This window comes from Tenacibaculum jejuense, assembly GCF_900198195.1.
Lineage (GTDB): Bacteria > Bacteroidota > Bacteroidia > Flavobacteriales > Flavobacteriaceae > Polaribacter > Polaribacter jejuensis.
The window spans coordinates 2,600,858-2,625,083 of the sequence record NZ_LT899436.1 but is presented as its reverse complement, the minus strand read 5'-3'; the positions used below and the strand labels follow the sequence as shown (position 1 = coordinate 2,625,083).

The following is a 24,226-nucleotide window of genomic DNA, read 5'->3' as shown; positions in this document are numbered from 1 at the left end:
TAAAAAATTACTTTTGTCACCATGGAGAAAACACAAAGTTTAAGGGGAGGTAGAGTTGACCGATCTAAAGTTGTTAATTTAGAAAAAGGAAAATTACCGCCACAAGCATTAGATCTTGAAGAGGCTGTATTAGGAGCTATGATGACCGATAAGAAGGGAATTGATGAAGTGATTGATATTTTGCATCCTGAGGCTTTTTATGATAGAAGACATCAAGAAATATATGCAGCAATTTATGCTTTGTTTCAAAATTCTGAACCGATTGACTTACTTACAGTATCTAATCAGTTAAGAAAAGAAGGTAAGTTAGAAATTGCAGGTGGAGATTTTTATATTATTGGATTAACACAAAAAGTAGCTTCTTCTGCACATATTGAATTTCACTCTAGAATCATTTTAGAGAAGTTTATTCAACGAAAACTAATTTCTATTTCTTCGGAAATTATTGAAAGTGCTTATGATGAAACTACAGATGTTTTTGATTTACTAGATGATGCCGAAGGAAAACTTTTTGAAGTAACACAAGGAAACCTTAAAAAAGGAGCTGAAAATGCACAATCTCTTGTGCAACAGGCAATAAATAAAATTCAAGAAATTTCGAATAAAGAAGGAATGAGTGGTTTAGCTACTGGTTTTACCAAGTTAGATGCACTTACTTCTGGTTGGCAGCCTACCGATTTAATTATTATTGCAGCTCGTCCTGGTATGGGAAAAACGGCATTTGTAATCTCGATGGCGAAAAATATGGCAATTGACTTTAATCATGCAGTTGCGTTATTCTCTCTGGAGATGTCATCGGTACAGTTAATTACTCGTATGATTTCTTCTGAAACTGGATTAACTTCTGAAAAATTACGTAAAGGAAATTTAGAACCGCATGAATGGGAGCAATTAAATGTAAAAGTGAAGAAACTTTCTGATGCGCCTATTTTTATAGATGATACTCCAGCACTTTCAATCTTTGATTTACGAGCAAAAGCGCGTCGTTTGGTATCGCAACATGGTGTTAAAATTTTAATTATTGATTATTTACAGTTAATGACAGCTGGTGGAGCAGGAGGTAACCGTGAACAAGAAATTTCGATGATTTCACGTAACTTAAAAGCTTTAGCAAAAGAATTAGATGTACCAGTAATTGCATTATCGCAGTTATCACGTTCGGTAGAAACTCGTGGAGGAAGTAAACGTCCACTTTTATCCGATCTTCGTGAATCTGGAGCGATTGAGCAGGATGCCGATATCGTATCGTTTATTTTCCGTCCAGAGTATTATGGTATGACAGAATGGGATGATGATGATCATTCGCCATGTGAAGGACAAGGAGAGTTTATTGTAGCAAAACACCGTAATGGTGGATTAGATAATATTCGTTTGAAATTTACAGGACACTTAGCTAAATTCTCAGATTTAGAAGAAGGGTTTAGTAGTGAATTTCAATCAAGTATGAATACATTCGAGTCTGGTTCTTTACCATCCCCATCTGCAACAGATGCTTTTGGAGCTCCAGAACCACCTTCAACTCCAGATTTTAATGATGATGTGCCGTTTTAAAATATAGAGTGGAAATAGTTTTTATCATATCTGTAATATCAATATATCTATTCATTTTTATTTGGGGATATAGTTATGAATTTAAAAAGGGTCCCAAAGCTTTCTTTAAAACTATTATAGGTATGCCAATAGCAATGCTTTTATCTTACATTGGTTTTCCTGAATTAGATAAGAAAATTAAAGATTGGACAGAAAAATAGCACAAAACAAATCACAAAAAATATTAAAATACACAATTGCTTTATAGTAATTGTGTATTTTAGTTATTATTTATCACGAATAGTTAAATGAGGTTTAGTCATACACTTATTTTTTTCTTAGTTGTTTCATCCTGTTTCTCACAGATTGTTGAATCTAAAATATTAAATGTAACTGAAGTGGATAAAATTTTTTCATCTGCAAAAAAGAAAGTGTTAAAAATAAAGTATCCAATTGTTAGAGTTTATAAGTATAATGACAGAACTGGTGAAAACTATTTAGTGTTAACTGAAAGAAAAGATATTAGAAATAGTATCGAGACAAAACAAAATGATTCAATTCAAGCTTTTAATTTCAGACTAAAAAATGGTTTGTTAAAAGAAGAGTGGTCGTTAAGAGACTTTATTTACAAGGATAAATATATTGAGGAAAGTTCAATATGGTTTTGGACAAAATATATTGAAGTTAAAGATTATGATGGTGATGGTTTTATGGAACCAATTATAATTTATGGAACTAATGAAGAAGATCATGGAGATGATCGAATGAAAATATTAGTATACCATAAAGATGAAAAAAAAGCAATACGACATCAAAATTCTGATCTAGATGATGCAAGAACAACACAAGTAGATGCATCTGTTTTTAAAATGCCTTTGCTAATAAGAAAGAAAATTAAAACACTTTTAGAAGAGATAGATGAAAAAGGATTCACAAATTTTAATCATATTTATGTGTCTTCTAAAAGGAGGTTTCAGTTTGAAAAAGAACAGTTATTAGTACCTCAAAAATAATATCAAAAACTTTTTTACGTAAAGTAATATGAAGAAATACATACTATTATTAGTAATTATATTAATATCTAAAACTGTATCGGCATCTTTTATTTATTTGCCGATGAGTCACGATAATCAGAAAAATCATTTAAAAGCTTATGGAATTGTATTTTTTGGACTTAAAAATGGTTTAAAAGCAAAGTGGTTATTAAACTATGATGGAGGAGCTTTTTTAATTGAAAATAATGACGCTGTTGTTCAAGAATGTAAAATTAGAGGAGTATCGTATGAAGTGATTTCAGATGCAAAATCACAACTAATACTAGAAGAAATATCTTCTCCTAGTAAAAATCAAGAAGCTGTTACTCTTGAAAAAGCACCGAAGATAGCGGTATATTCTCCCAAAGATAAAATGCCTTGGGATGATGCAGTAACGATGGTATTAACTTATGCAGAAATTCCATTTGATGTAGTGTATGATGAAGAAGTATTATCCGATAAATTATTGTTATATGATTGGTTACATTTACATCACGAAGATTTTACTGGACAGTATGGTAGATTTTATGGAGCGTTTAGAACTGCACCTTGGTATATTCAGCAAAAGAAAGATGCTGAAGCGTTAGCAAAAAAGCTAGGTTACAGTAAAGTTTCTGAAGCAAAACGCGATGTTTCTAAAAAAATAAGGGACTTTGTAGTTGGTGGAGGATTTATGTTTGCCATGTGTTCTGCGACCGATAGTTTTGATATTGCTTTAGCCGCTGATGGTGTAGATATTTGTGAAGCGATGTTTGATGGTGATCCTTCGGAACCTAATTATCAATCAAAAATAAATTACAATAAAACCTTTGCATTTAAAAATTTTGAATTGATTCGTAATCCAACTACTTACGAGTTTTCTTCTATAGACATGACAAGAAAACGTAGAATTAATAAGGAAGTAGATTATTTTGTGTTAAAAGATTTCTCAGCAAAATGGGATCAAGTTCCAACTATGCTATGTCAAAATCATACACAATTAGTAAAAGGTTTTATGGGGCAAACCACTTCTTTCGAAAGAAAATCAGTTAAGTCTAACGTAATGGTTTTAGGTGAAAACAAAACGAATAGAGAAGCGAGATATATACACGGAACAAAAGGGAAAGGATTATTTACTTTCTATGGTGGACATGATCCTGAAGATTATCAGCATAGAGTAGGGGATCCAAAAACAGAATTAGATTTACATCCAACTTCACCAGGATATCGTTTAATTTTAAATAATGTTTTATTCCCAGCAGCTAAAAAGAAGAAGCAGAAAACTTAAAATATATTGAATAATAAAAAAGCAAAACCCAATTGGTTTTGCTTTTTTTATTTAAATAGTTTGTTTTACTTAAACTTTTCTGAATTTTTAATGTAAAGGTCAGATTTAATATAATCAAGTATAAGTTTTATAAGATATGAGTCAGCAAATCCAGGACCTATATCATTTGCTTCAGCTAAATTAGTAACATCTTTAATTTTACTTAAACTACTTGAAAAACTAATTTCAGTTAAATCACTTTTAACGATACATTTTTCTAAAGCTTCAACTATATTTTTTTCGATATCTGAACGAATGTCAATTAATAAGTCATTAAAATATAATCGTCCAGGAATTCGTTTAGAATTAAAATTTTCTTTAAATACAAATTGATAAATACATATAGTAAACTTATTATCATTTTTATCATTACCAATAATATATTTAGTGCCTCCATCGGATACAGTAACAGAATTAGTTATAGTAAAAGGTTGATTTATTATCATTTAAATTCAGGTAAAACTATTTCAAATCCTTTAACATTTCTTGAACAGATCGCTCTAATTGTTGATCACGACCTTTATCAATAATACCAGGCATATTCTTTATTTTAATCATAGGCTCGGTTTGGTTGTTTTCCATCCATCTACCAGATTTATCTTTGGCACTAACAGGAACAACTCCCCAGTAACTTCCATCAGGTAAACCTTCCCAACCAGCAAAACTACAAGTTCCAGGAACAGGCATTCCTACTGTTTTACCAATTTTAAGATCTGTATATCCAGCAGCATAACAATGCCCGTCAGAATAGTTACTTTCATTAAACATAGTTAATGTTGGTTTTGTCCAACGAGATGTAGGCTCACCACCAACAACTTTAGCTTCTGTTTCATAAGATATAAAAGGTACACCAGTAAAGAACATCGCTAAATCGGCAACTAAATCTCCACCACCGTTAAAACGAGTATCGATAATCATTCCTTTACGCTCAAAGAATTTACCCATAATATCTTTGTAAATACTTCTGTATGGACCATCACTCATTCCAGGGATATGAACATATCCTAATTTTCCATTACTTAATCGTTCTACTTCTTTTTCGTTGGTTTTTACCCATCTTTTGTATAATAAACTACCTTCTTTACCAAGAGAAATTGGTTTTATGGTTATGGTTTGTTTTTTCTTAGTTTTAGGATCTGTGATATCTAATAAAACAAACTTTCTAGCTTTTCTATTTAAGTATTTAGCAACATCAACATTTTTATCGATAGTAGCACCATCAATTTTTTCAATAATCATTCCTGCTTTTACATTTAAAGAGGATTTGTCTAACGGACCATCTTTTATGATTTCGTCAATTAAAATACCATCATCTTTGTGGTCGTAATTCATGAAAATTCCAAGAGAAGCAGTAGCGTCAGCATTGTAAATACTATTTCTGTAGCCCGCACCAGCATGTGATACATTTAATTCACCTAACATTTCAGAAAGCATTTCAGAAAACTCAAAGGAATTACCAATTGATGGTAAGTACTTTTTATATTCCTTTTTCATTTGCTTCCAATTGATACCATGAAAATCTGGATGATAGAAAATAGCATTAGTTCTAAGCCAAACGTGATCGAACATAGCTTCTCTTTCAGCATTTGTATCTAGTTCCATTTCACCATTAATCTTAATCCCTTTATTACTTTTCTTAGCAGGTGCGATTTTAGAGATTCTTCCACCGTTTAATAAGTACAAGTTTTTCATGTCTTTATCCCATTGAAGAGAACCAAAATTAGCATTTAAACGCATTACCATTTTAGTCTCTTTTGTACGTAAATTTGTACTCCAAAGGTTCATTTTTCCCTCAAAACGAGCTAAATAATATAAAATATCTCCTTTTTTAGATAAAACAGCATCTCCTAAACTAGATGAATGGATAGTAAGTCTTTTAGTACGGTCTTTCATACTATCCCAGTCAAAAGTAAGCAGTTTAACTTCCTTCTTTTTATCCGTTTTCTTTTTATCCTTCTTATCGTCTTTTTTATCTTTTTTACTAGTATCTTTTTTCTTGTTTTTCTTTTGTTCAGCTTTAATAGCTTCCATTAATTTGAAATCTTCATCACTAAGATTGAATTGATCCCAAGCATCTTGTGTAAAAAACATACTGTATACATCAGTTTGAGACTGACCACTAGTTGCGTAAGATTTTAAACCGTTTCGGTTACTAAACCATAACATTTGTTTTCCGCCATTAACCCATTTCGGATAATAATCGCTATAACCGCTTTCTGTTAAATTAACACGTTTAGACCCGTCTGCAGCCATTAACAAAACTTCGCTATTACTTAACGTTTTACTCCATCCAACTAATAACCATTTACTATCTGGACTCCAAGTATAATATTTATCTCCATCTCTCATATGGAATAAGTCTTTAGGAGTAAGTAATGTTACTTGCTTTTTAGATTTTAAATCCATTACTTTTAAAGTACGACGACCTTCAACAAAAGCAATTTTAGATCCATCAGGAGAAAACTCAGGTAAGTAATTATCTGATTTATTTTCAATTAATGGAGTTTCTTTTATTAAAGTTGAAGCAAAGAAGAAAGGTTCCTCTTTTCTAACTTTTTCAGTTTTATAAATACTCCATCTTCCATTTCTTTCACTACTATATACGACAGATTTACCATCTGGTGTCCAAGTAACAAAACGTTCTCTTTCTGGTGTATTCGTTAATCTTTTAGTAAAAGATTCGTTTACAGAAGTTACAAAAACTTCACCACGAGCGATGAAAGCAATTTCTTTTCCGTTAGGAGAAATAGCCATTTCATTTACACCTCCATTTATAGATACAAATTTGTCACTGTTGTCAATACTTTGTGTTCTGATAGTTACATTTACTTTAGAAGGTTTTTGTCCTTCTTTCATTGTATATAACTCACCGTCGTAACCAAAACTTAAAGTTCCGTTACCCATGCTTAGAAAACGAACAGGATGCAATTTGAAACTAGTTATCTGTTGATCTTGATTAGGATTGTTTAAGTTCATTTTATGAACATTAAATGTTCCACTTTTTTCACTTAAATAATACATACTTTTTTCATCTTCAGAAAAAATAGGTTGTCTATCTTCTCCTTCGAATGAAGTAATCATTTTATGAGTTTTGTTGTTAGTATCGTAACTCCAAATATCTCTTGTGATTGAAGATTTGTGGTGTTTACGCCATTCATTTTCTCCTCCTTTTTTATCGTGATACAGCATCGTTTTCCCATCTTTAGATACTTGAACATCTTCAGCTGGTACAGTTAACAACTGGCTCACTCTACCACTAGAAACAGGAACGCTATACAATTCAGGTTGAGATCCTGTAGGATATTGCCTATGTTTTACATGATCTTGACGTTGAGCTCCAAAGATTATATTTTTATTATCTGCTGAAAACGAAAATGGAATTTCATTAGTTGAATGAAAAGTTAATCTTTCGGCAGCTCCTCCACGAGCATCCATTACATAAATATCGAAATTACCATAACGATTAGAAGCAAAAGCAATTTTTTTACTGTCTTTACTCCAAATAGCTTTATAATCATGAGCTTTATGAAAAGTCAGTTGTATAGCATTTCCTCCGGCAGAAGGAACTTTGTACAAATCTCCTTTGTATGTAAAAACTATTGCTTTTCCATCTGGTGAAATAGACGAATGCCTTAACCAGTTGGGGCGCTCTTGTGAGAATAAATTAAAGGTTAATAATGTAAATATTATTGAAATATATTTCATTTGGTTAATTTTTTCGGCCAATCTACTAAATAGATGGGGGTTAATTATGTTAATTTTGGTTAAAAAGCTTGAAAAGTATTTAATTTGAGTTAATTTTTCTCAATTCATTAATAAAGAAAGAAGGTTTAACATTGGTAAATTTGTAAAAAGCTTTGGAAAATGATTCCGAACTTTTAAAACCAATTTCTTCTGCAAGTGCCTTTACCGTATATTTTTGCAAAGTAGTATTACGTTTTAATTCCACTATTATGTAATTTACACGCAGTTGATTAATATAGTTAGTGAAATTTTGTTGCTTGTGTTGATTAATAACTTTTGACAGATAAGAAGAATTTGTTTCTAATTGATCTGCTAGCTTTTTAAGATTGATTTCTGGTTTTAAAAACTCTTTATTTTTTTCGAATACGTCTAGTTTTTTTAAGAGAGTTTCGCTTACTTCTTTAGAAATTTGATAAGAATCTTGTTTAGGTGACAAAATCGTATTTTCAATCGAAATAGTTGATTTTTGTTCTTCTTCAATTAGCTTTAAAAATTGTTGTTTATAGTTGCGTTTTCTTTTGGTTTGGTGCAATAAAACTAGAAGAACAATCAAAATTCCAGTTCCATATAATATTTTATATAATTGATTTTTATTTGCTTTCTCTTTTAGTTTAGCTATGATTTCATTTTTTTCGGCGATAAGTTTTGGTTTGTCATAATTTTCAGAGAGCGATTTATTTAGTTCTAGACTTGCCTTGTTGTTATAGTTGTTGATATCAATTAAACTATTTAAAAAGTTTAGCTGTTGAGTTAAGTTATTTTTATTTTTTGAATGTTGAATTAGAAAGTAATACGTTTTTTCAATTTCAGAATTTATTACATTTTCTTTATTGTAAATGGAATCAACTTTAAGATGAAATTTTTTTGCTTTCTCATAATTATCTGTTCGATCATAACAGAGAGCTAATAATGTATAACAATGCGATAATCTTTTAGTATATTGATAGTCATTTTTTATATACCTAATATATCTTTCTAGATATTTTATAGCTTTTTTGAAATTCTGTTTTTCATATGAGATTTTTGCATTTAAATATATGGTATTTCTAAGATCTTCTATGTTACCAGCATATTCCCCATGAGCTTTATCAAGATAATAATATGAAGAATCAAACTGTTTTAATTTAGAATAGGCTAATGTTATTTTTTCATATATTTTAGATTTCATATGAAGGTTGATCTCTTGTTTATTTGTTTGAGATAATAAACCTTTAAGAATGGTTATAGCTTCTTCATTATTACTTGACATTTTAATATTACCAATGTAAAACTCAGATAAGAACCTAATACTATCATTTTTTTTATCTTTTAATATTTCTTTTATTGAAATAAATTCAGCTAGAGATTTTTGTAAAAGATTGTCATGATATAAAACTTCACCTTTTCTGCACTTGATTCTTAAAAAATTAGTGTAATCTTTTTCTTTGTTTTTTATCAGCATTAGTGAGTCACAAAAAGAATAGAAACTTGTATAGTCATTTTTGTATTGAGAAAGTAAAAATTTACCAGTCAACATGTAATCAATATTTTTTCTTCGTTTAGCTTTTTTGAAATATGCATCAGCATAAATTTTTGCTTTGGGTGCATTTTTAAAATTCCTGTTATACATTTCAGTATAATAACTGTATGATTTTTCAATCAAACTATCATTTATAATTTCTTGTCCTTTTAAACTCATAGTGATGAAAAAAGAAACAATGAAGAAAAAGAAGAATCTAAAAAAATTCATTAACAGAGCGATTTTCAACAAAAATAAGTATTAAAAACTTAAAAATAAATGTCTGTTTTATACCCTTGTTTTACAGTGTTTTGGATGTTTTAGGACTGGTTTTTTATAAAAGAGAGGTACAATTTATTGTATAATTAAAACTTTAGAATTTACTTTGAACCCAGAAAAGGGTTCGGGGGAACTAAAGAGGACGGGAAAATCTCTTACGAAAAAGAAAACTTAATCAACCAAATAGACGAGCCCTTTTTTCTCAAAAATTATCTTTTTTTTCATTCTTATTCTATTACTTTTGTGTCCACAAAATAATATACAATGCCAACAACACAACAACTTCAAGATTTTACACAACAAGTACGTAGAGATATACTTCGTATGGTGCATGCAGTAAATTCAGGTCACCCTGGTGGATCATTAGGATGTGCAGAATTTTTTACATGTTTATATCAGGAGGTAATGGATTATTCTACTGATTTTAATATGAATGGAGAAAACGAAGATTTATTTTTCTTATCTAACGGTCATATTTCACCAGTATATTATAGTGTTTTATCAAGAAGTGGTTTCTTTCCAGTAGAAGAATTAGCTACTTTCAGAAAATTAGATTCTCGTTTACAAGGTCACCCAACTACTCACGAACATTTACCGGGAATTAGAATTGCATCTGGTTCATTAGGACAAGGAATGAGTGTTGCAATTGGTGCAGCAGAAGCTAAGAAATTAAATAACGATGATAAATTAGTATTCTCTTTACACGGTGATGGAGAATTACAAGAAGGTCAAGTTTGGGAAGCTGTAATGTATGCAGCTGCTAAAAAAGTTGATAACTTAATTTCAACTGTAGATGTAAACGAAAAGCAAATAGATGGTACTACAGATGAAGTATTAGCTATGGGAAGTTTAAAAGCTAAATTTGAAGCTTTTGGATGGGATGTTTTAGAAGTTAAGCAAGGTAATGATGTTGCTGCTGTTTTAGAAGGTTTAAATGAAGCAAAATCTAGAACAGGAAAAGGAAAACCAGTTTGTATTTTATTGTATACAGAAATGGGTAATGGAGTAGATTTTATGATGCATACACATGCTTGGCATGGAAAAGCACCTAACGATGAGCAATTAGAATCTGCATTAGCTCAAAATCCTACTACTTTAGGAGATTACTAATCAGATTAATATCAATATAAAACGCCGCTACTCAACATAGCGGCGTTTCTTTTTTATTATTATTAACATATCGACGTAAACAAATATGTATTTTTACGTACTAAAAGATCAAACAATTTTAACTCGATGAAAATAGGTATTGTATGCTATCCTACTTTTGGTGGAAGTGGAGTAATGGCAACTGAATTAGGAATGGCATTAGCTAATAAAGGACATGAAGTTCATTTTATAACATACAATCAACCTGTTCGTTTAGATTTTATTTCACATAACCTACATTTTCATGAAGTTATGTTAGAAGAATATCCTTTGTTTCAATACCAACCTTATGAATTAGCACTATCTACAAAAATGGTAGAAGTTGTAAAGCAATATAATTTAGAAGTTTTACATGTACATTATGCTATTCCTCACGCTTATGCTGCTTATATGGCAAAAAAAATGCTGAAAGAAAAAGGAATAAAGGTAAAAGTAGTAACGACTTTACATGGTACAGATATCACATTAGTAGGTAGTCATCCTTCATACAAAACAGCTGCTGAGTTTAGTATTAACAAATCAGATGAAGTAACGGCAGTTTCTAATAGTTTAAGAGAAGATACTTTACGATTGTTTTCTATTGAGAAAGATATTAAGGTTGTATACAATTTTATTGATACTGTTAAATATGATATTGCAGATCAAGAAGAATGTATGCGAAGTGCCGTAGCTAATCCTGACGAAAAAATTTTGACTCACGTTAGTAATTTTAGACCTGTAAAAAGAGTTTTAGATGTCGTTAAAGTATTTCACCAAGTACAACAAAACATCCCTGCAAAACTATTGATGGTAGGCGATGGACCAGAACGTTCTAAAGCTGAAGTTTTAGCCAAAGAGTTAGGAGTTTATGATAAAATTTTATTCTTAGGAAATAGTAATGAAGTAGCTAAATTATTATGCTATTCTGATGTGTTTTTATTACCATCAGCTGCAGAAAGTTTTGGATTAGCGGCATTAGAAGCTATGGCAGCAAATACGGCTGTAATTTCAACTAATGCTGGAGGTTTACCTGAAGTAAATGTACATGGAGAAACAGGTTTTTTAAGCGATGTAGGTGATGTAGAAGATATGGCCAACAATACATTAAAAATTTTGGAAAACGATGCTACTTTATTAGGATTTAAGCAAAGAGCAAAAGCACACACTAAACAGTTTTCTTTAGATAAAATTTTACCTCAATATGAGAATATTTATCAGACAGCTTTTAGTTAGATAGATATGAAAAAGCAAAAAGCTAATGTGTTACACATTAGCTTTTTTAATCTTTAAGCGAAAAAGAATTTTAATTTTGTTTAAATATCTTTTTAGAATTACCATTATCATCTTTGATAAAATAAAGTCCTTTAGGTAGAGTTTTTAATAATGATTTTTCTTCATCTATATGATTAATTTTTTGCTCTTTAACTTTTATTCCTTTCTTGTTATAAATAGTTATTTTTCTTAAAAAATCATCATAATCATCTTCACAAAAATAGTTTTGTAAAGTGAAATCAGACTTAGAGAAAGTATCACGATCTCTGAATTCTCCTGATCTAGATCTAATGATGTATACATATCTTATAGTTCCTTCATCATTAAACCTATAAATTCTTCCTGAAATTAATCTATTACTTCCTTTAGGTTCACTAACATTTAAATCCATACGAGAACCTGCTGTAGCCGGATTTTGATTGCAATAAATATTTTGAATAATAAAAGGATTTGTCCCTAAGTTTCTAGCGTCATAAGATTTAGTGTCTTCACAAATAATATTTTGTAAAGAAAAATCAGATTTCGAAAAAGTGTCACGATCTCTAAACTCACCATTTCTTGTTCTAACAATATAAATATATCTTACAGTTCCTTCATCGTTAAATTTATAGATTTTTCCTGGAGTTAATCTACTACTTCCTCTAGGTTCACCAACATTTAAATCCATACGAGAACCTGCAGTAGCTGGATTTTGATTGCAATAGATTTGATTTGCTAAAAAAGCATTGGTTCCTAAGTTTCTGGCGTCATAAGATTTAGTGTCTTCACAAGTAATATTTTGTAAAGAAAAATCAGATTTCGAAAAAGTGTCACGATCTCTAAATTCGCCATTTCTTGTTCTAACAATGTAAATATATCTTACAGTTCCTTCATCATTAAATTTATAGATTTTTCCTGGAGCTAACCTACTACTTCCTCTAGGTTCACTAACATTTAAATCCATACGAGAACCTGCAGTAGCTGGATTTTGATTACAATAGATTTGATTTGCTAAAAAGGCATTGGTCCCTAAGTTTCTAGCATCATAAGATTTTGTATCCTCACAAATGAAGTTTTGTAGTCTGAAATCAGAAAATAAAAAAGAATCCCTGTCTCTAAATGAGCTGGCGTTTTTTCTAGCAATGTAGATATACATAGGATTACCATCATTTTCAAACCAAAACATTTTTCCGACAGTTAATTCTTCATGATTACCATCTGAAATCAAGTTAATTTTTCTTTTATTCAAAAGGTTAGGGTTTTGATTGCAAAAAATATTTTTTGCTGTACGATAGTTAGAACTTAAGTTCACTATTTCATATCCAATATCTACTCTATGAGCAAATGAATAGAAACAAAGTAATAAAGAGGTAAAAAGTAAAAATTTTTTCATGCGATTAGATTTAAGGTTAATATTTGAAATCTAAATTTATAACGCAGAAAGAACGAATTGGTTAATTAGAAGTTATAATATTTTAAACTTAATCTACAGGATATTAAAACGAAAAAATGCCATCATTAGTAAACTATTGACAGCATTAATTGTAGTTATTTTCAGTTTTATCAGTGTTTTAGTTTATATAAAAGTTAATACTTTCACGAATTAATTCTTCAGAAGCTTCACAGCTTAGTTCGAAATCTTCATAATCATTTAATAAAACAAACTTAACAATACCTGCTTCGTTTTTTTTATCGTGAATTAGTAAAGCCATTATGGGGTTTATATCTTCAGGTAAAATTTCAATTTTCCCATAAATATTTACAATCGCGTTTTTAATTTCAGCTATTTTTTCTTCAGGGAAATTTAAAATTCTAGAAGATAAATAAGCTTCACAAACCATTCCTATAGCTATAGCTTCACCATGAGTAAGATTTTCTTTGTGTTCAGCATCTAAAAAGTAAGATTCAACAGCGTGTCCAATTGTATGTCCCCAGTTTAAAACTTTACGTAAGCCTTTTTCTTTAGGATCTTCAGTTACAACTTCATTTTTAATTTCTACAGAACGATGTATTAAATCAACAATATTTAACTCAGTATTATCTTTTATTTGATTAAACAAACGAATATCGTGCGTCATACCATATTTGATAATTTCTGCAGTACCCGAACGAATTTCACGAGGATCTAATGTATGTAAATATTCAGGATCTACTATAACCATTTGCGGATTAGCAAATACACCAATTTGATTTTTCAATACTCCTAAATCTACTCCAGTTTTTCCACCAACAGAAGCATCTACCATAGAAAGTAATGTCGTAGGAATATTAATAAAATCAATTCCTCTTTTAAATGTAGAAGCAACAAATCCACCTAAATCAGTAATTACACCACCACCAAGTGTAATTAATAAACTTTTACGATCCGCACCTAATTCAGTCATTACATTCCAAACGCCTAAACAAGTATCTAAATTCTTATGAATTTCTCCTGGATCGATTTGGATTAATTCAATTTTTAAGTCGGTTTCTAAGCGTTGTATAAATTTAGGATAGCAACATTCAAAGGTATTATCATCAACTAAAATAAAAATTGATGAATACGTATTTTCTTTTAAATATAAATTTAATTCTTGATATGCTTTGTCAGAAAAATGTACAGGATATGTAGTTGCTTGAATTGTATTCATTGGTTGATATAAAAGATGCAAATTAAGTAGAAATTATTAAAATATTTGAATGTTGTCATCTATATTTGTCAGAATAAAGTAAACTTGGTACTACTATTAATGAAACTTTTTGAAAATACCGAAGTAGCGTTTAAATTAAAAACTGATTCTGAGTTAGAAAGAGCTCATTTTTTATTTCGCTTAATACAGAGTCAACCTATGGTAAAAATAGGAACTGCTGTTACAAATTTTGCTTTAAAAGCGCATTTACCTGTTGAAGGTTTAATTCGTTCTACAGTATTCGATCATTTTTGTGGAGGAATAACGGAAGAAGATTGTATTCCTAATATCGAAAAAATGTACAACAAAGGAAATGTCCATAGTGTTTTAGATTATTCTGTTGAAGGAAAGGAAGAAGAGGAGAGTTTTGATAGTGCTGTAGAAACTATTGAAAATATTATTAAGTTCTCTGAAGAAAAAGATTCTATTCCTTTTGCAGTTTTTAAACCGACAGGTTTTGGACGATTTGGTTTGTACCAAAAAATAGGAGAACAAAAAGAATTAACTTCTGAAGAAAAAGACGAATGGGAGCGAGTTAAAGCTAGATTTCATAGTGTATGTGAATTAGCATATAGCAAAGATGTTCCTTTATTAATTGACGCAGAAGAAAGTTGGATGCAAGATGCTGCAGATGATTTGGTAGAAGAGCTAATGGAAAAATACAATAAAGAAAAAGCTATTGTATTTAATACATTACAAATGTATCGTCATGATCGTATGGAGTATTTAAAAGCATTACACCAAAGAGCACACCAAAAAGGATTTCATATTGGTATGAAAGTAGTTCGAGGTGCTTACATGGAAAAGGAAAGAGCCAGAGCAGAAGAGTTTGGTTATCTTTCTCCTATTTGTAAGACAAAAGAGCTAACAGATAAGAATTATGACGAAGCTATTTTGTACATGATGGAGCACAAGAATATGGCTTTGTTCGCTGGGACACATAATGAGGAAAGTTCTTATTTACTTATGGAATTAGCAGACAAGTACAACATCGAAAAAGAAGATAAACGAATGTGGTTTGGTCAATTATATGGAATGAGTGATCACATTAGTTTTAATCTAGCCAAAGAAGGCTATAATGTTGCCAAATATGTTCCATTTGGTCCAGTTAGAGATGTGATGCCATACTTAATTAGAAGAGCAGAAGAAAATACATCTGTAGAAGGGCAAACTTCACGAGAACTAAATTTACTTAAAACAGAAAAAAAGCGTAGAAAACTTTAATGACAACAGTAGAAGAAATAAAGGCTTTACTTCATAAAAATAAAGTACGATTTTTATACGAATTGAAAGAGAGTAAAGAACTTATTTTACTATTAAAAAAGTCTGCAACAACAAAGTTATCTACTGAAGAAAAAAGTAAGATAAAAGAACAATTATTAGATATTTGTAAAACAATACCAGCTTTTGCTATTTTCTTATTACCAGGAGGTTCTTTATTATTACCTTTGTTGGTGAAATTGATTCCTACAATTTTACCAAGTTCTTTTAGAAAAGACATAGAAGATTTAAAATAACAAAACAACAATGCAACAAGATCATCAAATATTTGATTTAATTCAGGAAGAGAAAGAGCGTCAGCTTAATGGTTTAGAGTTGATTGCTTCTGAAAATTTTGCAAGTGAGCAAGTAATGAAAGCTCAAGGATCTGTATTAACTAATAAGTATGCTGAAGGTTATCCTGGTAAACGTTACTATGGAGGATGTGAAGTAGTTGATGTAGTAGAACAGATTGCAATTGATAGAGCTAAAGAGCTTTTTGGTGCTGAATATGTTAATGTACAACCTCACTCAGGAAGTCAGGCAAATACAGCAGTTTTTGCAGCATGTTTACAACCAGGAGACACTATTTTAGGTTTTGATTTAGCTCATGGAGGACATTTAACTCATGGATCACCAGTAAATTTCTCAGGGAAATTATATAATCCTGTTTTTTACGGAGTTGATAAGGAAACAGGTTTATTAGATTATGATCATATCGAAAGTCAAGCTAAAGAGCACAAACCAAAATTAATTATTGCCGGTGCTTCTGCTTACTCTAGAGATATGGATTTCAAACGTTTCCGCGAAATAGCAGATAGCGTAGGAGCTGTTTTAATGGCAGATATTTCTCACCCATCAGGATTAATTGCAAAAGGTATTTTAAGTGATCCATTACCTCATTGTCATATTGTAACTACTACAACTCACAAAACATTACGTGGACCAAGAGGTGGTATGATTATGATTGGTAAAGACTTTGAAAATCCATTCGGTTTAAAACTGAAAAGTGGAAAACTAAAGAAAATGTCAACGTTATTAAATAGTGCAGTTTTCCCAGGAAATCAAGGAGGACCATTAGAGCACGTAATTGCAGCTAAAGCAGTTGCCTTTGGAGAAGCTTTAACAGACGAATTCTTAGAGTATCAAATTCAAGTAAGAGCAAATGCTCAAGCAATGGCCGCTATATTTGTAGAAAAAGGATATCATATTATTTCTGGAGGAACAGACAACCATATGATGTTAATAGATCTTAGAAACAAAGGAATTACTGGAAAAGATGCTGAAATAGCTTTAGGTAAGGCAGAAATTACTGTAAATAAAAACATGGTTCCTTTTGATACTGAGTCACCGTTTGTAACATCTGGAATTAGAATTGGAACTCCAGCTATTACTACAAGAGGTTTAGTTGAAGAAGATATGCTAGCTGTAGTGAACTTAATAGATGAGGCGATACAAAATGCTGATAATGATGAAAAACTACATGAGATAGGAGAAAAGGTGCAAGATTTAATGCATCATAGAAGACTATTCGTGATGTAATTTTTCTAATTCATAAAAAAGTAAACTGCTTTAAGACAATTGTTTTAAGGCAGTTTTTTTATATCCTATTTTTTAATAATAAAAGTACAATAGCTAAATAAAAACACTAGTTTTTAACTTTAATTTTTTGAAATAAGTATAAAAATTTTATCCCACAAACTATCAATTTGATCCCCAAGAAAAAGGGATCAGTTTTGAAAATGATAAAATTATTGTCTTTTTTATCATAGTTGATAACATTGCTAAGGGATAAATAATTAAAAGTTTTTAGTTGGTATAATTTGAATGGAAACTAAAAACTTTTATCATGAAAAAAAACTTTCAATTGTTATTATTGCTATTAGTACTTATAGTGTACTCTTGTAGCAACGAATTAGAAAATGAAGAATCTTTAAATGACGCTTTAGTTAAAGTCGAAGATGGAATCTTAGTTTTCAAAGATACGGATGTATTTACAAGTCAACTCGAAACTTTACATAGTATGTCTGATGAAGAACGTATTGCTTGGCTTACTGAAATTGGCTTTAATAATTCATTGTATTTAAAGACCAAAGATTTAACTCTAGATGAATTACATGAAAAAAACTATATCAATGTACCAGATGATATATTTGCAACAATTCTTAATAAAGATGGGGTTTATATTGTTGGTGAAGAAGCTCATAAAATTGGACACTCAGAAGAGTTGATTACCAATAAGAATAATATTAAGAATAATGAATTGGCATGGTTAAACAAAGATAATTTGAAATCATATGCTATAGATTTTGGTAATGATGATAATTCGTTACTAAAAAGAGAAGACTTACAAAAAACAGAACCTTATGACGGAGATTTCTTTAATCTTAATGGTACTAGAGCTAATTTAGGAGTAACGCATTTAAGTGCGCATTTAATTGGTTGGAATAGAGGATATGTTGGTTATGCTTCTGTAGGAATTAAAATTAAAGGAAGAAAAAAGAAAAGAAGAAAATGGAAGGATGATGAAATGTGGTTTGCAGGTATAGCTTATGAAGCTTGGGTTATTGGAGATTTTGCAAATAGACATACATTAGGATTTGTAGGTGAAGATAGAAAGAAAAGTGTGCAAAAAACATTATTCTGGAAAGCTGGTGGGGCTTATTTTGGAGCAAGAATAGAAGCAGCTTTTACCTACGAGGATGATGGATATCCTAGAGTAGTTTCTGATACAAAAGTATTTTTACCATAAACTAAAAAGATCCCTTGTACTTTCAAGGGATCTTTTTTTTAGTTATTTCAATTTAGTAAAAACTTAATTTTTTATGACTTTTATCGGCTTAGTTATATTTACATTATCTAAAGTAGTTGAGATAATATAAATTCCTTTAGCTCCAAAATCATTATTATTTAATTCAATTGTATGATTTCCTGCATTATTAGTTTTTTCATACACTGTTTTAGATTGTCCTAATAGATTCATGATAGAAACCTTTAAAACACCTTTCTGAGTTGTCGTGATAAATAAGTTTCCATTCTGATGTATTGGGTTAGGAGCAATTCTTACCGAGTTTTCTGTTATTAAATCAGTAGTACTTGTTGCTATCTGTCTTGAAGATATACATCCTGTAGGACATGAATTAGACCAAACTCCTGTAGCTTTTCCACTTGAACTTCCAGTAATTCTAAACCATCCTGATGTTCCTCTGTTTAAATCAACAGTTTGCTGCCCATTTCCATTATTAAAAACGACACCAACATTATTAGGAGATACATTGCTTGGTAAAGTGAACGAAGTTGAAGACCAAGAAGTACTAGCTTGATTTTGCATTGTTCTACCTGGCCAAGCTGGAGTTCCAGCTAAAGTAGAATTTGTATTCGTATTGTATAAATATACATTTACAGTATTTCCCCAAGAAGATGTTCTTAAAAAGTTTAATGTAACATTGTTATTGCTCGGAGGTGGAGTAGTAGTTCCACTACAATTAGAAGGGCAATTATTTGTCCATGTTCCATTATCATACCAACCAGTTGAGCTTCTTGTTAAATCATCAGTTTGATTACTTCCATCATTAAAGATAACACGAACATTACTTAATGAAGTTCCAGCTGGAATAGCAACTTCATAAGAATACCAAGGTGTTCCTGAAATATTTGTAGTTGATTGTCCTGGCCATCCAGCCGTTCCAGAAATTGTTGTATTAGAACCAGCATCAAAGAAATAAGCATTTATGTTATTTCCCCAACCATTTGGTTTTTTGAAATTAACTGTAAATCTAGTATTTGTATTTGGTGGATTTGGATTTCCACTACAATCAGAAGGACAATTATTCGTCCACGTTCCATTATCATACCAACCGTTAGTACTTCTGCTTAAATCATCAGTTTGGTTAGTTCCATCATTAAAAATAACTCTAATATTTTGAGCTGCTACACCAGAAGGTGGATTAACTTGTAATGAATACCATGGAGTTCCATTAATATTAGTAGCTGATTGTCCTGGCCAACCTGAAGTTCCAGGAATAATAGCATTTGTAGAAGCATCAAATAAATATACATTTACATTATTTCCCCAACCACTAGGTTTTTTAAAGTTTACAGTAAAAGGATCAACTTGAGCTGGAGGTGGAGGAGGAGGTGTAACAGTTCCGCCTTTTGTCCAAACTGCATAATCTGTTCCAGAAGTACGTAAAGTCCAACCAGAACCTTGAGGAGACCAATTACCACCACCAAGTTTCATTGCAATCGTTCCATTTCTTCCATCAATGTAAGCTGCATAAACATCGTTTCTTGCTTCAGCAATATTAATAGATGAACTTGCAAAAATTCTTACATCTTTTCTAATTGCTATTAAATCTTTTATTGCTTGTCTTACACCATTTCCAGCATCAAAATAATGTGTCCAGAAAATCATTGGGTTACCTGGGTGAGTTAGAATGTAAGCATATCCTTTCCTTAAGTTTGTTTCACCACCTGGGAAAACATAGTTAGAACCACAACATTGTTGTGCAAAACCAGTATCGTGATTATCTAAGAATGTTACCGATTTTCCTGGATTAATACCAATCATACCAGAAGGTCTTCCTTGTCCATCTCTTAAATACGACATATTGTTGTCTCTAATAGCATCTTGTAAAGTAACTTTAGTATTAAAGTCAAATGCAGAAGAAGACTGTTGTGTAAAGTTTACCCAGTTGTTTGTTTGAACTCTACTACTTTCTAATAATTCTCCTACAGCAAAGTAAGGCTGTGTAGCATCATTATATTCTTTGTTATATATTGGATCATATCCATGAACAAAATCATATCTCCAACCGTCGAATCCTAAATCATTCTTTAAGAAATTCATCCAGTTTTTTATTTCTTGTCTTACAGCAGGATTTCTATGATCTAAATCTCTAGCTGGACCATAAGTTCCATTTGATCCATCAGCTTTTAAAGCTGTACCAGGGAAGTAATCAGAATTGATACTGAACTCTACAGGAAAGTTTACAAAGTTCCTTCCTTCATCATCGGCAGTAATAAATGTTGTTGGCCAAGCAGGATTTGTAAAAGTAACAGCATCTCTAGTACCAACTCTATGGTTAATTACAATATCTCCAATAATTTTCATTCCTAAGCTATGATATTGATTAATTAAACCTCTTAATTGAGCTTCTGTACCATAAGCACTATTGAAGTTATACAATTCTCTTGGTAAATATCCTTGTGGCGCAGCAGAATCACTTACTGGAGGTAACCAAATTAAATCGACACCAGCACTACTTATTTCAGCACTATTTTGAGTGACAACATTGAACCAAGTTTGTCCAGCTGGTTGATTTTGAACATTCCAATCGAAAGCTTGAAACATTACATCTTCGTCTTGCGCTTGTATATTCCATGCAAAGAAAAATACTAAAGCAAGTTGTAAAATTTTTAGGGTTTGTTTCATTGTGTTTGTGTTATTTTAGGTTTATTTGAAAAAGGTTAAAATGGAGCACTAAAATTTTAAAAAACATTACGAAAAACTTACGTTATAGATATGGTTTTTTAAATGTTAAAAAAATGAAGGTTAACCATTTTTCAGCGAATTTATTGTGAAATAATCAATCAAAAAAAATAAGTAGAGTACTAAATCGATTTCGTGTTGATAAATAAATCGATTTCGTTCTGTATTAGTTATAGAAAATGAAATTTTTAACCTTAAAAACTAAGTTTTGTGTATTACGATACCGTTGTAGATTTATAAGATTGTAATGGAGTGAATTGATTGTTAAGTTATTTTTATTTTTTGCTTAAGAACTGCCAATTTATTCTCATTACAACTGCTAATTTGTAAATAGGTTTTCTCTTGATCTGGAAAAGTATGTATAGCTAAATGACTTTCAGCCAATAACCAAACAGCTGTGTATCCTTTAATAGGAAAATTATGTTCTATGAAGTTGACAATGTTAAATCCAGAATCGATTAATAACGTTTCTAATTCGTGTTTTAATTGATCAGTATTAGTGGTAGATAACCAAGTGTCAAAGTGGAACATTTCTGCCTTTAAAGCAATGTATTTTTCGTTATTTTTTTTCATAATTAATAAATGTCCCAGTTTCCTTTGTTATAATATTCGTAAAGCACCGGATTACTAATCTGATTGATTTCTATTGAATCTAATTTTTTCTTTTTAAAAAAGTCTTTTCCGAAGGAAGTAATTAATTGTATGGCTTCTTTATTTAACCATTTTGTTGCAATTATTTGCGTATCTAATTGATTCAATTTAGTTATCATTTCTTGTTTAGAAAGTTGATTTTTAGTTCCTAAAATCCAACCCCATTCTCCCATAGAAAGTACTTGGTTATGTAATGCTAAAACACTGTAATTGGCTTTTTCCATTGTTTTTTCTATACATTTATATGCATAAGGAGTATAATAAGGACTTCCAGCTTGAGTAATTAAACCACCATTTGGAGTTAATTTTAATCGACACAATTCATAAAATTCTTTAGAATATAAACGAGCTAATTCTACATTTCTAGGATCAGGAAGGTCGATAAGAATTAAATCGAAGAACTCTTTAGTATCCGTAACATATTTAAATCCATCTTGATTTATAATGCGAACTTTTTCATTGGTTAGAGACTTTTCATTAATGTTTGTTAATTCTGATTCATTAATAAAAAGATCGGTCAGTTTTTTATCTAAATCGACTAGAGTTATGTGTTCTAAAGAAGGATATTTTAATAATTCCCTAGCAGCACAACCATCACCACCACCAAGAATCAGAACGTTCTTAGGTTTATCTAAAATATGCATTACAGGATGCACTAAAACTTCATGATACATAGGTTCATCAAAAGTAGAAAACTGTAAATTATCATTTAAATATAACCAGTAATCGTTTTTCCATTTCGTAACTACAATCTTCTGATAAATAGATTGCTCTTGGAAAACAATTTTATCTTTATACTTACTCTGTTCTCCATGCAGAATGATCTTCCCAGCAAAAATATTTCCAGTGATTAATATGGTAACCAATAATCCTGCAAAAGCGAATAGCATGTTTTTCTCTTGTTTATTCAATTTGTTTTTAAAGAAGACAAGAAGAAGTATAGCAACAAAAAGATTGATAAAACCTAATATAAAAGGCGTATGAGTTAGTCCTAAATACGGAAGGCCAACAAAAACAAAAAATAATCCACCAATTAGACTTCCGTAATAATCTTTTTCTAAAATATTAGCTACGTTTAGTTTAAGTGATTGGAAATCGTTGTTTAATCGCATTGCTAAGGGAAGTTCCATACCAATTAACATTCCTGTTAAAATAGCCATTGAGTAAATGTAAATAGATACATATTCTAATTGAGTAGCTAGATAATAGGTTGTAACTGCCGAAAAAGACACTAATAACGAAAGAGCGAATTCAGTAAAAATGAAAAGTTTAAATACATTTCCATCAAAAGATTTCGTAATTCGGCTACCTAATCCCATGCTAAATAGCATCAAAGAAATTACAATAGACCATTGTTTAACAGAATCTCCAATAAAATAAGTAGATAACGTGGCAAAACAATATTCTGCAACTATACCAGATAATCCTGTTGCAAATAAGGCAAGAAATAAAATTCTTCTTTTAACTTTAATGGGCGCCATTTACATACAATAACTTATAATTACAGCACTACCGATATAAGCAAAAGCTTCGATTAAAGCAGCTCCTTTATTCGGAATTTCTTGATGTACAATTTCGTCAGTTAAATTACTCTTAGGGAGTATTATTTTTTCAACAAAAATTCTAGATAATGGTAATAAAACGATAGCTAAGCCTAAATGATACGCAATATCTTCTAAAGCAACTTCCCATGATTCTATATCACCTCTTGATGCAAATGAGTATAAGAAAGAAACAGCTATAAAAATACTTGCATATACAATTCCTACGGCATTATTGTCTTTTTGAATTTCTTTAACGAAATCGTATTTCACAAATTTGCGATATACTTTTAAAAATATGTATAAAATAACTTGCCCCAATAACCAGAAGAATAATAAGCTTAAAAAATCAGATAAATAATGTCCCATTTCTCTTTGATCTGGAAAGAAATTAATGTTTCTACCAGAAATAGCTCCATAAACAATGAGTCCAGCACCAATAAAATTGGCAGCCTCCATAAATCCAGTTCCTAAGTTTTCGTCTCTAATAATCTCTTTGTAAAATCTAAATTTCTTACCAAAAACTATTTTTTCATTAATGATTGAAGAGAGTATTAATAATAAATTTCCAAAAAAAGAATAGAATAAAATTAAAATAACATCTTTAATTAATCCGTGAGATTCACCATGTAAAACACCAACAAAAATGATTAAAGTAGCTATAAAATAGCCTGTAGCAGTTACAGCAAAGGCAACATTATCTTTTATGGTTAATTCGTTTTCAATATCTATTTTTCTGTTTTTGAATTTAAAAAACAGCTTAGCAACTATAAATGAGGCATAAAATAAAGTAACGTACGTTACGGTTTTAGTAAGCCAAATAAGTGTATTTTCTTCCATAATT

General features: G+C 30.6%; 19 protein-coding genes. 10 read left to right on the top strand and 9 right to left on the bottom strand.

What is annotated here, in order from left to right; genetic code table 11:
* Positions 1-21: 21 nt before the first annotated feature.
* The 4 genes from dnaB (at position 22) to AQ1685_RS11655 (ending at position 3,831) form a co-directional block, all read left to right on the top strand.
* The gene (gene dnaB, locus AQ1685_RS11670) at positions 22-1,551 is read left to right on the top strand and encodes a replicative DNA helicase (protein ID WP_095072343.1); all 1,530 of its coding nucleotides are present in this window, start codon (positions 22-24) and stop codon (positions 1,549-1,551) included.
* 8 nt (positions 1,552-1,559) lie between these two features.
* Positions 1,560-1,751: a hypothetical protein gene (locus AQ1685_RS11665; protein WP_095072341.1), complete on the top strand. Its 192-nt coding sequence runs from the start codon at positions 1,560-1,562 to the stop codon at positions 1,749-1,751.
* A gap of 177 nt (positions 1,752-1,928) precedes the next feature.
* Positions 1,929-2,543 (top strand): M949_RS01915 family surface polysaccharide biosynthesis protein, encoded by a 615-nt coding sequence (locus AQ1685_RS11660; protein ID WP_157730196.1) that lies wholly within the window; start codon positions 1,929-1,931, stop codon positions 2,541-2,543.
* A gap of 28 nt (positions 2,544-2,571) precedes the next feature.
* Positions 2,572-3,831 carry an asparagine synthetase B gene (locus AQ1685_RS11655; protein ID WP_173862355.1) on the top strand — a complete coding sequence of 420 codons (1,260 nt, stop codon included), beginning with the start codon at positions 2,572-2,574 and terminating at the stop codon, positions 3,829-3,831.
* A 65-nt stretch (positions 3,832-3,896) separates the two neighbouring features.
* Here the strand turns inward: AQ1685_RS11655 and AQ1685_RS11650 are convergent, their stop codons facing one another.
* The 3 genes from AQ1685_RS11650 to AQ1685_RS11640 all read right to left on the bottom strand — a co-directional run bounded on the left by AQ1685_RS11650 (position 3,897) and on the right by AQ1685_RS11640 (position 9,127).
* On the bottom strand, positions 3,897-4,316 hold the full coding sequence (locus tag AQ1685_RS11650) for a hypothetical protein (RefSeq protein WP_095072335.1): 420 nt from the start codon (positions 4,314-4,316) through the stop codon (positions 3,897-3,899).
* A 16-nt stretch (positions 4,317-4,332) separates the two neighbouring features.
* Positions 4,333-7,575, bottom strand: coding sequence for a S41 family peptidase (locus tag AQ1685_RS11645; protein ID WP_095072333.1), 3,243 nt, complete (start codon positions 7,573-7,575; stop codon positions 4,333-4,335).
* A gap of 79 nt (positions 7,576-7,654) precedes the next feature.
* A complete protein-coding gene (locus AQ1685_RS11640) occupies positions 7,655-9,127 on the bottom strand; it encodes a helix-turn-helix domain-containing protein (protein WP_157730195.1) in 1,473 nt (490 codons plus the stop codon).
* Between the two features lie 528 nt (positions 9,128-9,655).
* Between AQ1685_RS11640 and AQ1685_RS11635 the strand changes: the two genes are divergently transcribed.
* Together AQ1685_RS11635 and bshA are read left to right on the top strand one after the other, a co-directional pair.
* Positions 9,656-10,501: a transketolase gene (locus AQ1685_RS11635; protein WP_095072329.1), complete on the top strand. Its 846-nt coding sequence runs from the start codon at positions 9,656-9,658 to the stop codon at positions 10,499-10,501.
* Positions 10,502-10,627: 126 nt separating this feature from the next.
* A complete protein-coding gene (gene bshA / locus AQ1685_RS11630) occupies positions 10,628-11,752 on the top strand; it encodes an N-acetyl-alpha-D-glucosaminyl L-malate synthase BshA (protein ID WP_095072327.1) in 1,125 nt (374 codons plus the stop codon).
* 70 nt (positions 11,753-11,822) lie between these two features.
* Here the strand turns inward: bshA and AQ1685_RS11625 are convergent, their stop codons facing one another.
* Complete coding sequence (locus tag AQ1685_RS11625) at positions 11,823-13,163, bottom strand: hypothetical protein (RefSeq protein WP_095072325.1); 1,341 nt, start codon at positions 13,161-13,163, stop codon at positions 11,823-11,825.
* 178 nt (positions 13,164-13,341) lie between these two features.
* On the bottom strand, positions 13,342-14,400 hold the full coding sequence (gene aroB, locus AQ1685_RS11620; RefSeq protein ID WP_095072323.1) for a 3-dehydroquinate synthase: 1,059 nt from the start codon (positions 14,398-14,400) through the stop codon (positions 13,342-13,344).
* A 99-nt stretch (positions 14,401-14,499) separates the two neighbouring features.
* Here aroB and AQ1685_RS11615 point away from each other — a divergent pair, with 99 nt between their 5' ends.
* From AQ1685_RS11615 to AQ1685_RS11600, 4 genes are all read left to right on the top strand, one after another.
* On the top strand, positions 14,500-15,663 hold the full coding sequence (locus AQ1685_RS11615) for a proline dehydrogenase family protein (RefSeq protein ID WP_095072321.1): 1,164 nt from the start codon (positions 14,500-14,502) through the stop codon (positions 15,661-15,663).
* The gene (locus AQ1685_RS11610) at positions 15,663-15,956 is read left to right on the top strand and encodes an LETM1 domain-containing protein (RefSeq protein WP_095072319.1); all 294 of its coding nucleotides are present in this window, start codon (positions 15,663-15,665) and stop codon (positions 15,954-15,956) included. Before AQ1685_RS11615 ends, AQ1685_RS11610 begins: the two co-directional genes overlap by 1 nt.
* A 10-nt stretch (positions 15,957-15,966) precedes the next feature.
* Positions 15,967-17,241, top strand: a complete 1,275-nt coding sequence (glyA, locus tag AQ1685_RS11605; protein ID WP_095072317.1) for a serine hydroxymethyltransferase — start codon at positions 15,967-15,969, stop codon at positions 17,239-17,241.
* Between the two features lie 307 nt (positions 17,242-17,548).
* Complete coding sequence (locus tag AQ1685_RS11600; RefSeq protein ID WP_095072315.1) at positions 17,549-18,451, top strand: DUF4848 domain-containing protein; 903 nt, start codon at positions 17,549-17,551, stop codon at positions 18,449-18,451.
* Between the two features lie 63 nt (positions 18,452-18,514).
* Here AQ1685_RS11600 and AQ1685_RS11595 read toward each other — a convergent pair whose 3' ends face one another.
* The 4 genes from AQ1685_RS11595 to AQ1685_RS11580 all read right to left on the bottom strand — a co-directional run bounded on the left by AQ1685_RS11595 (position 18,515) and on the right by AQ1685_RS11580 (position 24,222).
* Complete coding sequence (locus tag AQ1685_RS11595) at positions 18,515-21,133, bottom strand: starch-binding protein (protein ID WP_095072313.1); 2,619 nt, start codon at positions 21,131-21,133, stop codon at positions 18,515-18,517.
* A gap of 321 nt (positions 21,134-21,454) precedes the next feature.
* Entirely contained in the window at positions 21,455-21,763 is a 309-nt protein-coding gene (locus tag AQ1685_RS11590) for an S-adenosylmethionine decarboxylase (protein ID WP_095072311.1), read from the bottom strand.
* A 2-nt stretch (positions 21,764-21,765) separates the two neighbouring features.
* Positions 21,766-23,322, bottom strand: a complete 1,557-nt coding sequence (locus AQ1685_RS11585) for a polyamine aminopropyltransferase (RefSeq protein WP_095072309.1) — start codon at positions 23,320-23,322, stop codon at positions 21,766-21,768.
* A complete protein-coding gene (locus tag AQ1685_RS11580) occupies positions 23,323-24,222 on the bottom strand; it encodes a DUF350 domain-containing protein (RefSeq protein WP_095072307.1) in 900 nt (299 codons plus the stop codon).
* Positions 24,223-24,226 lie beyond the last annotated feature (4 nt).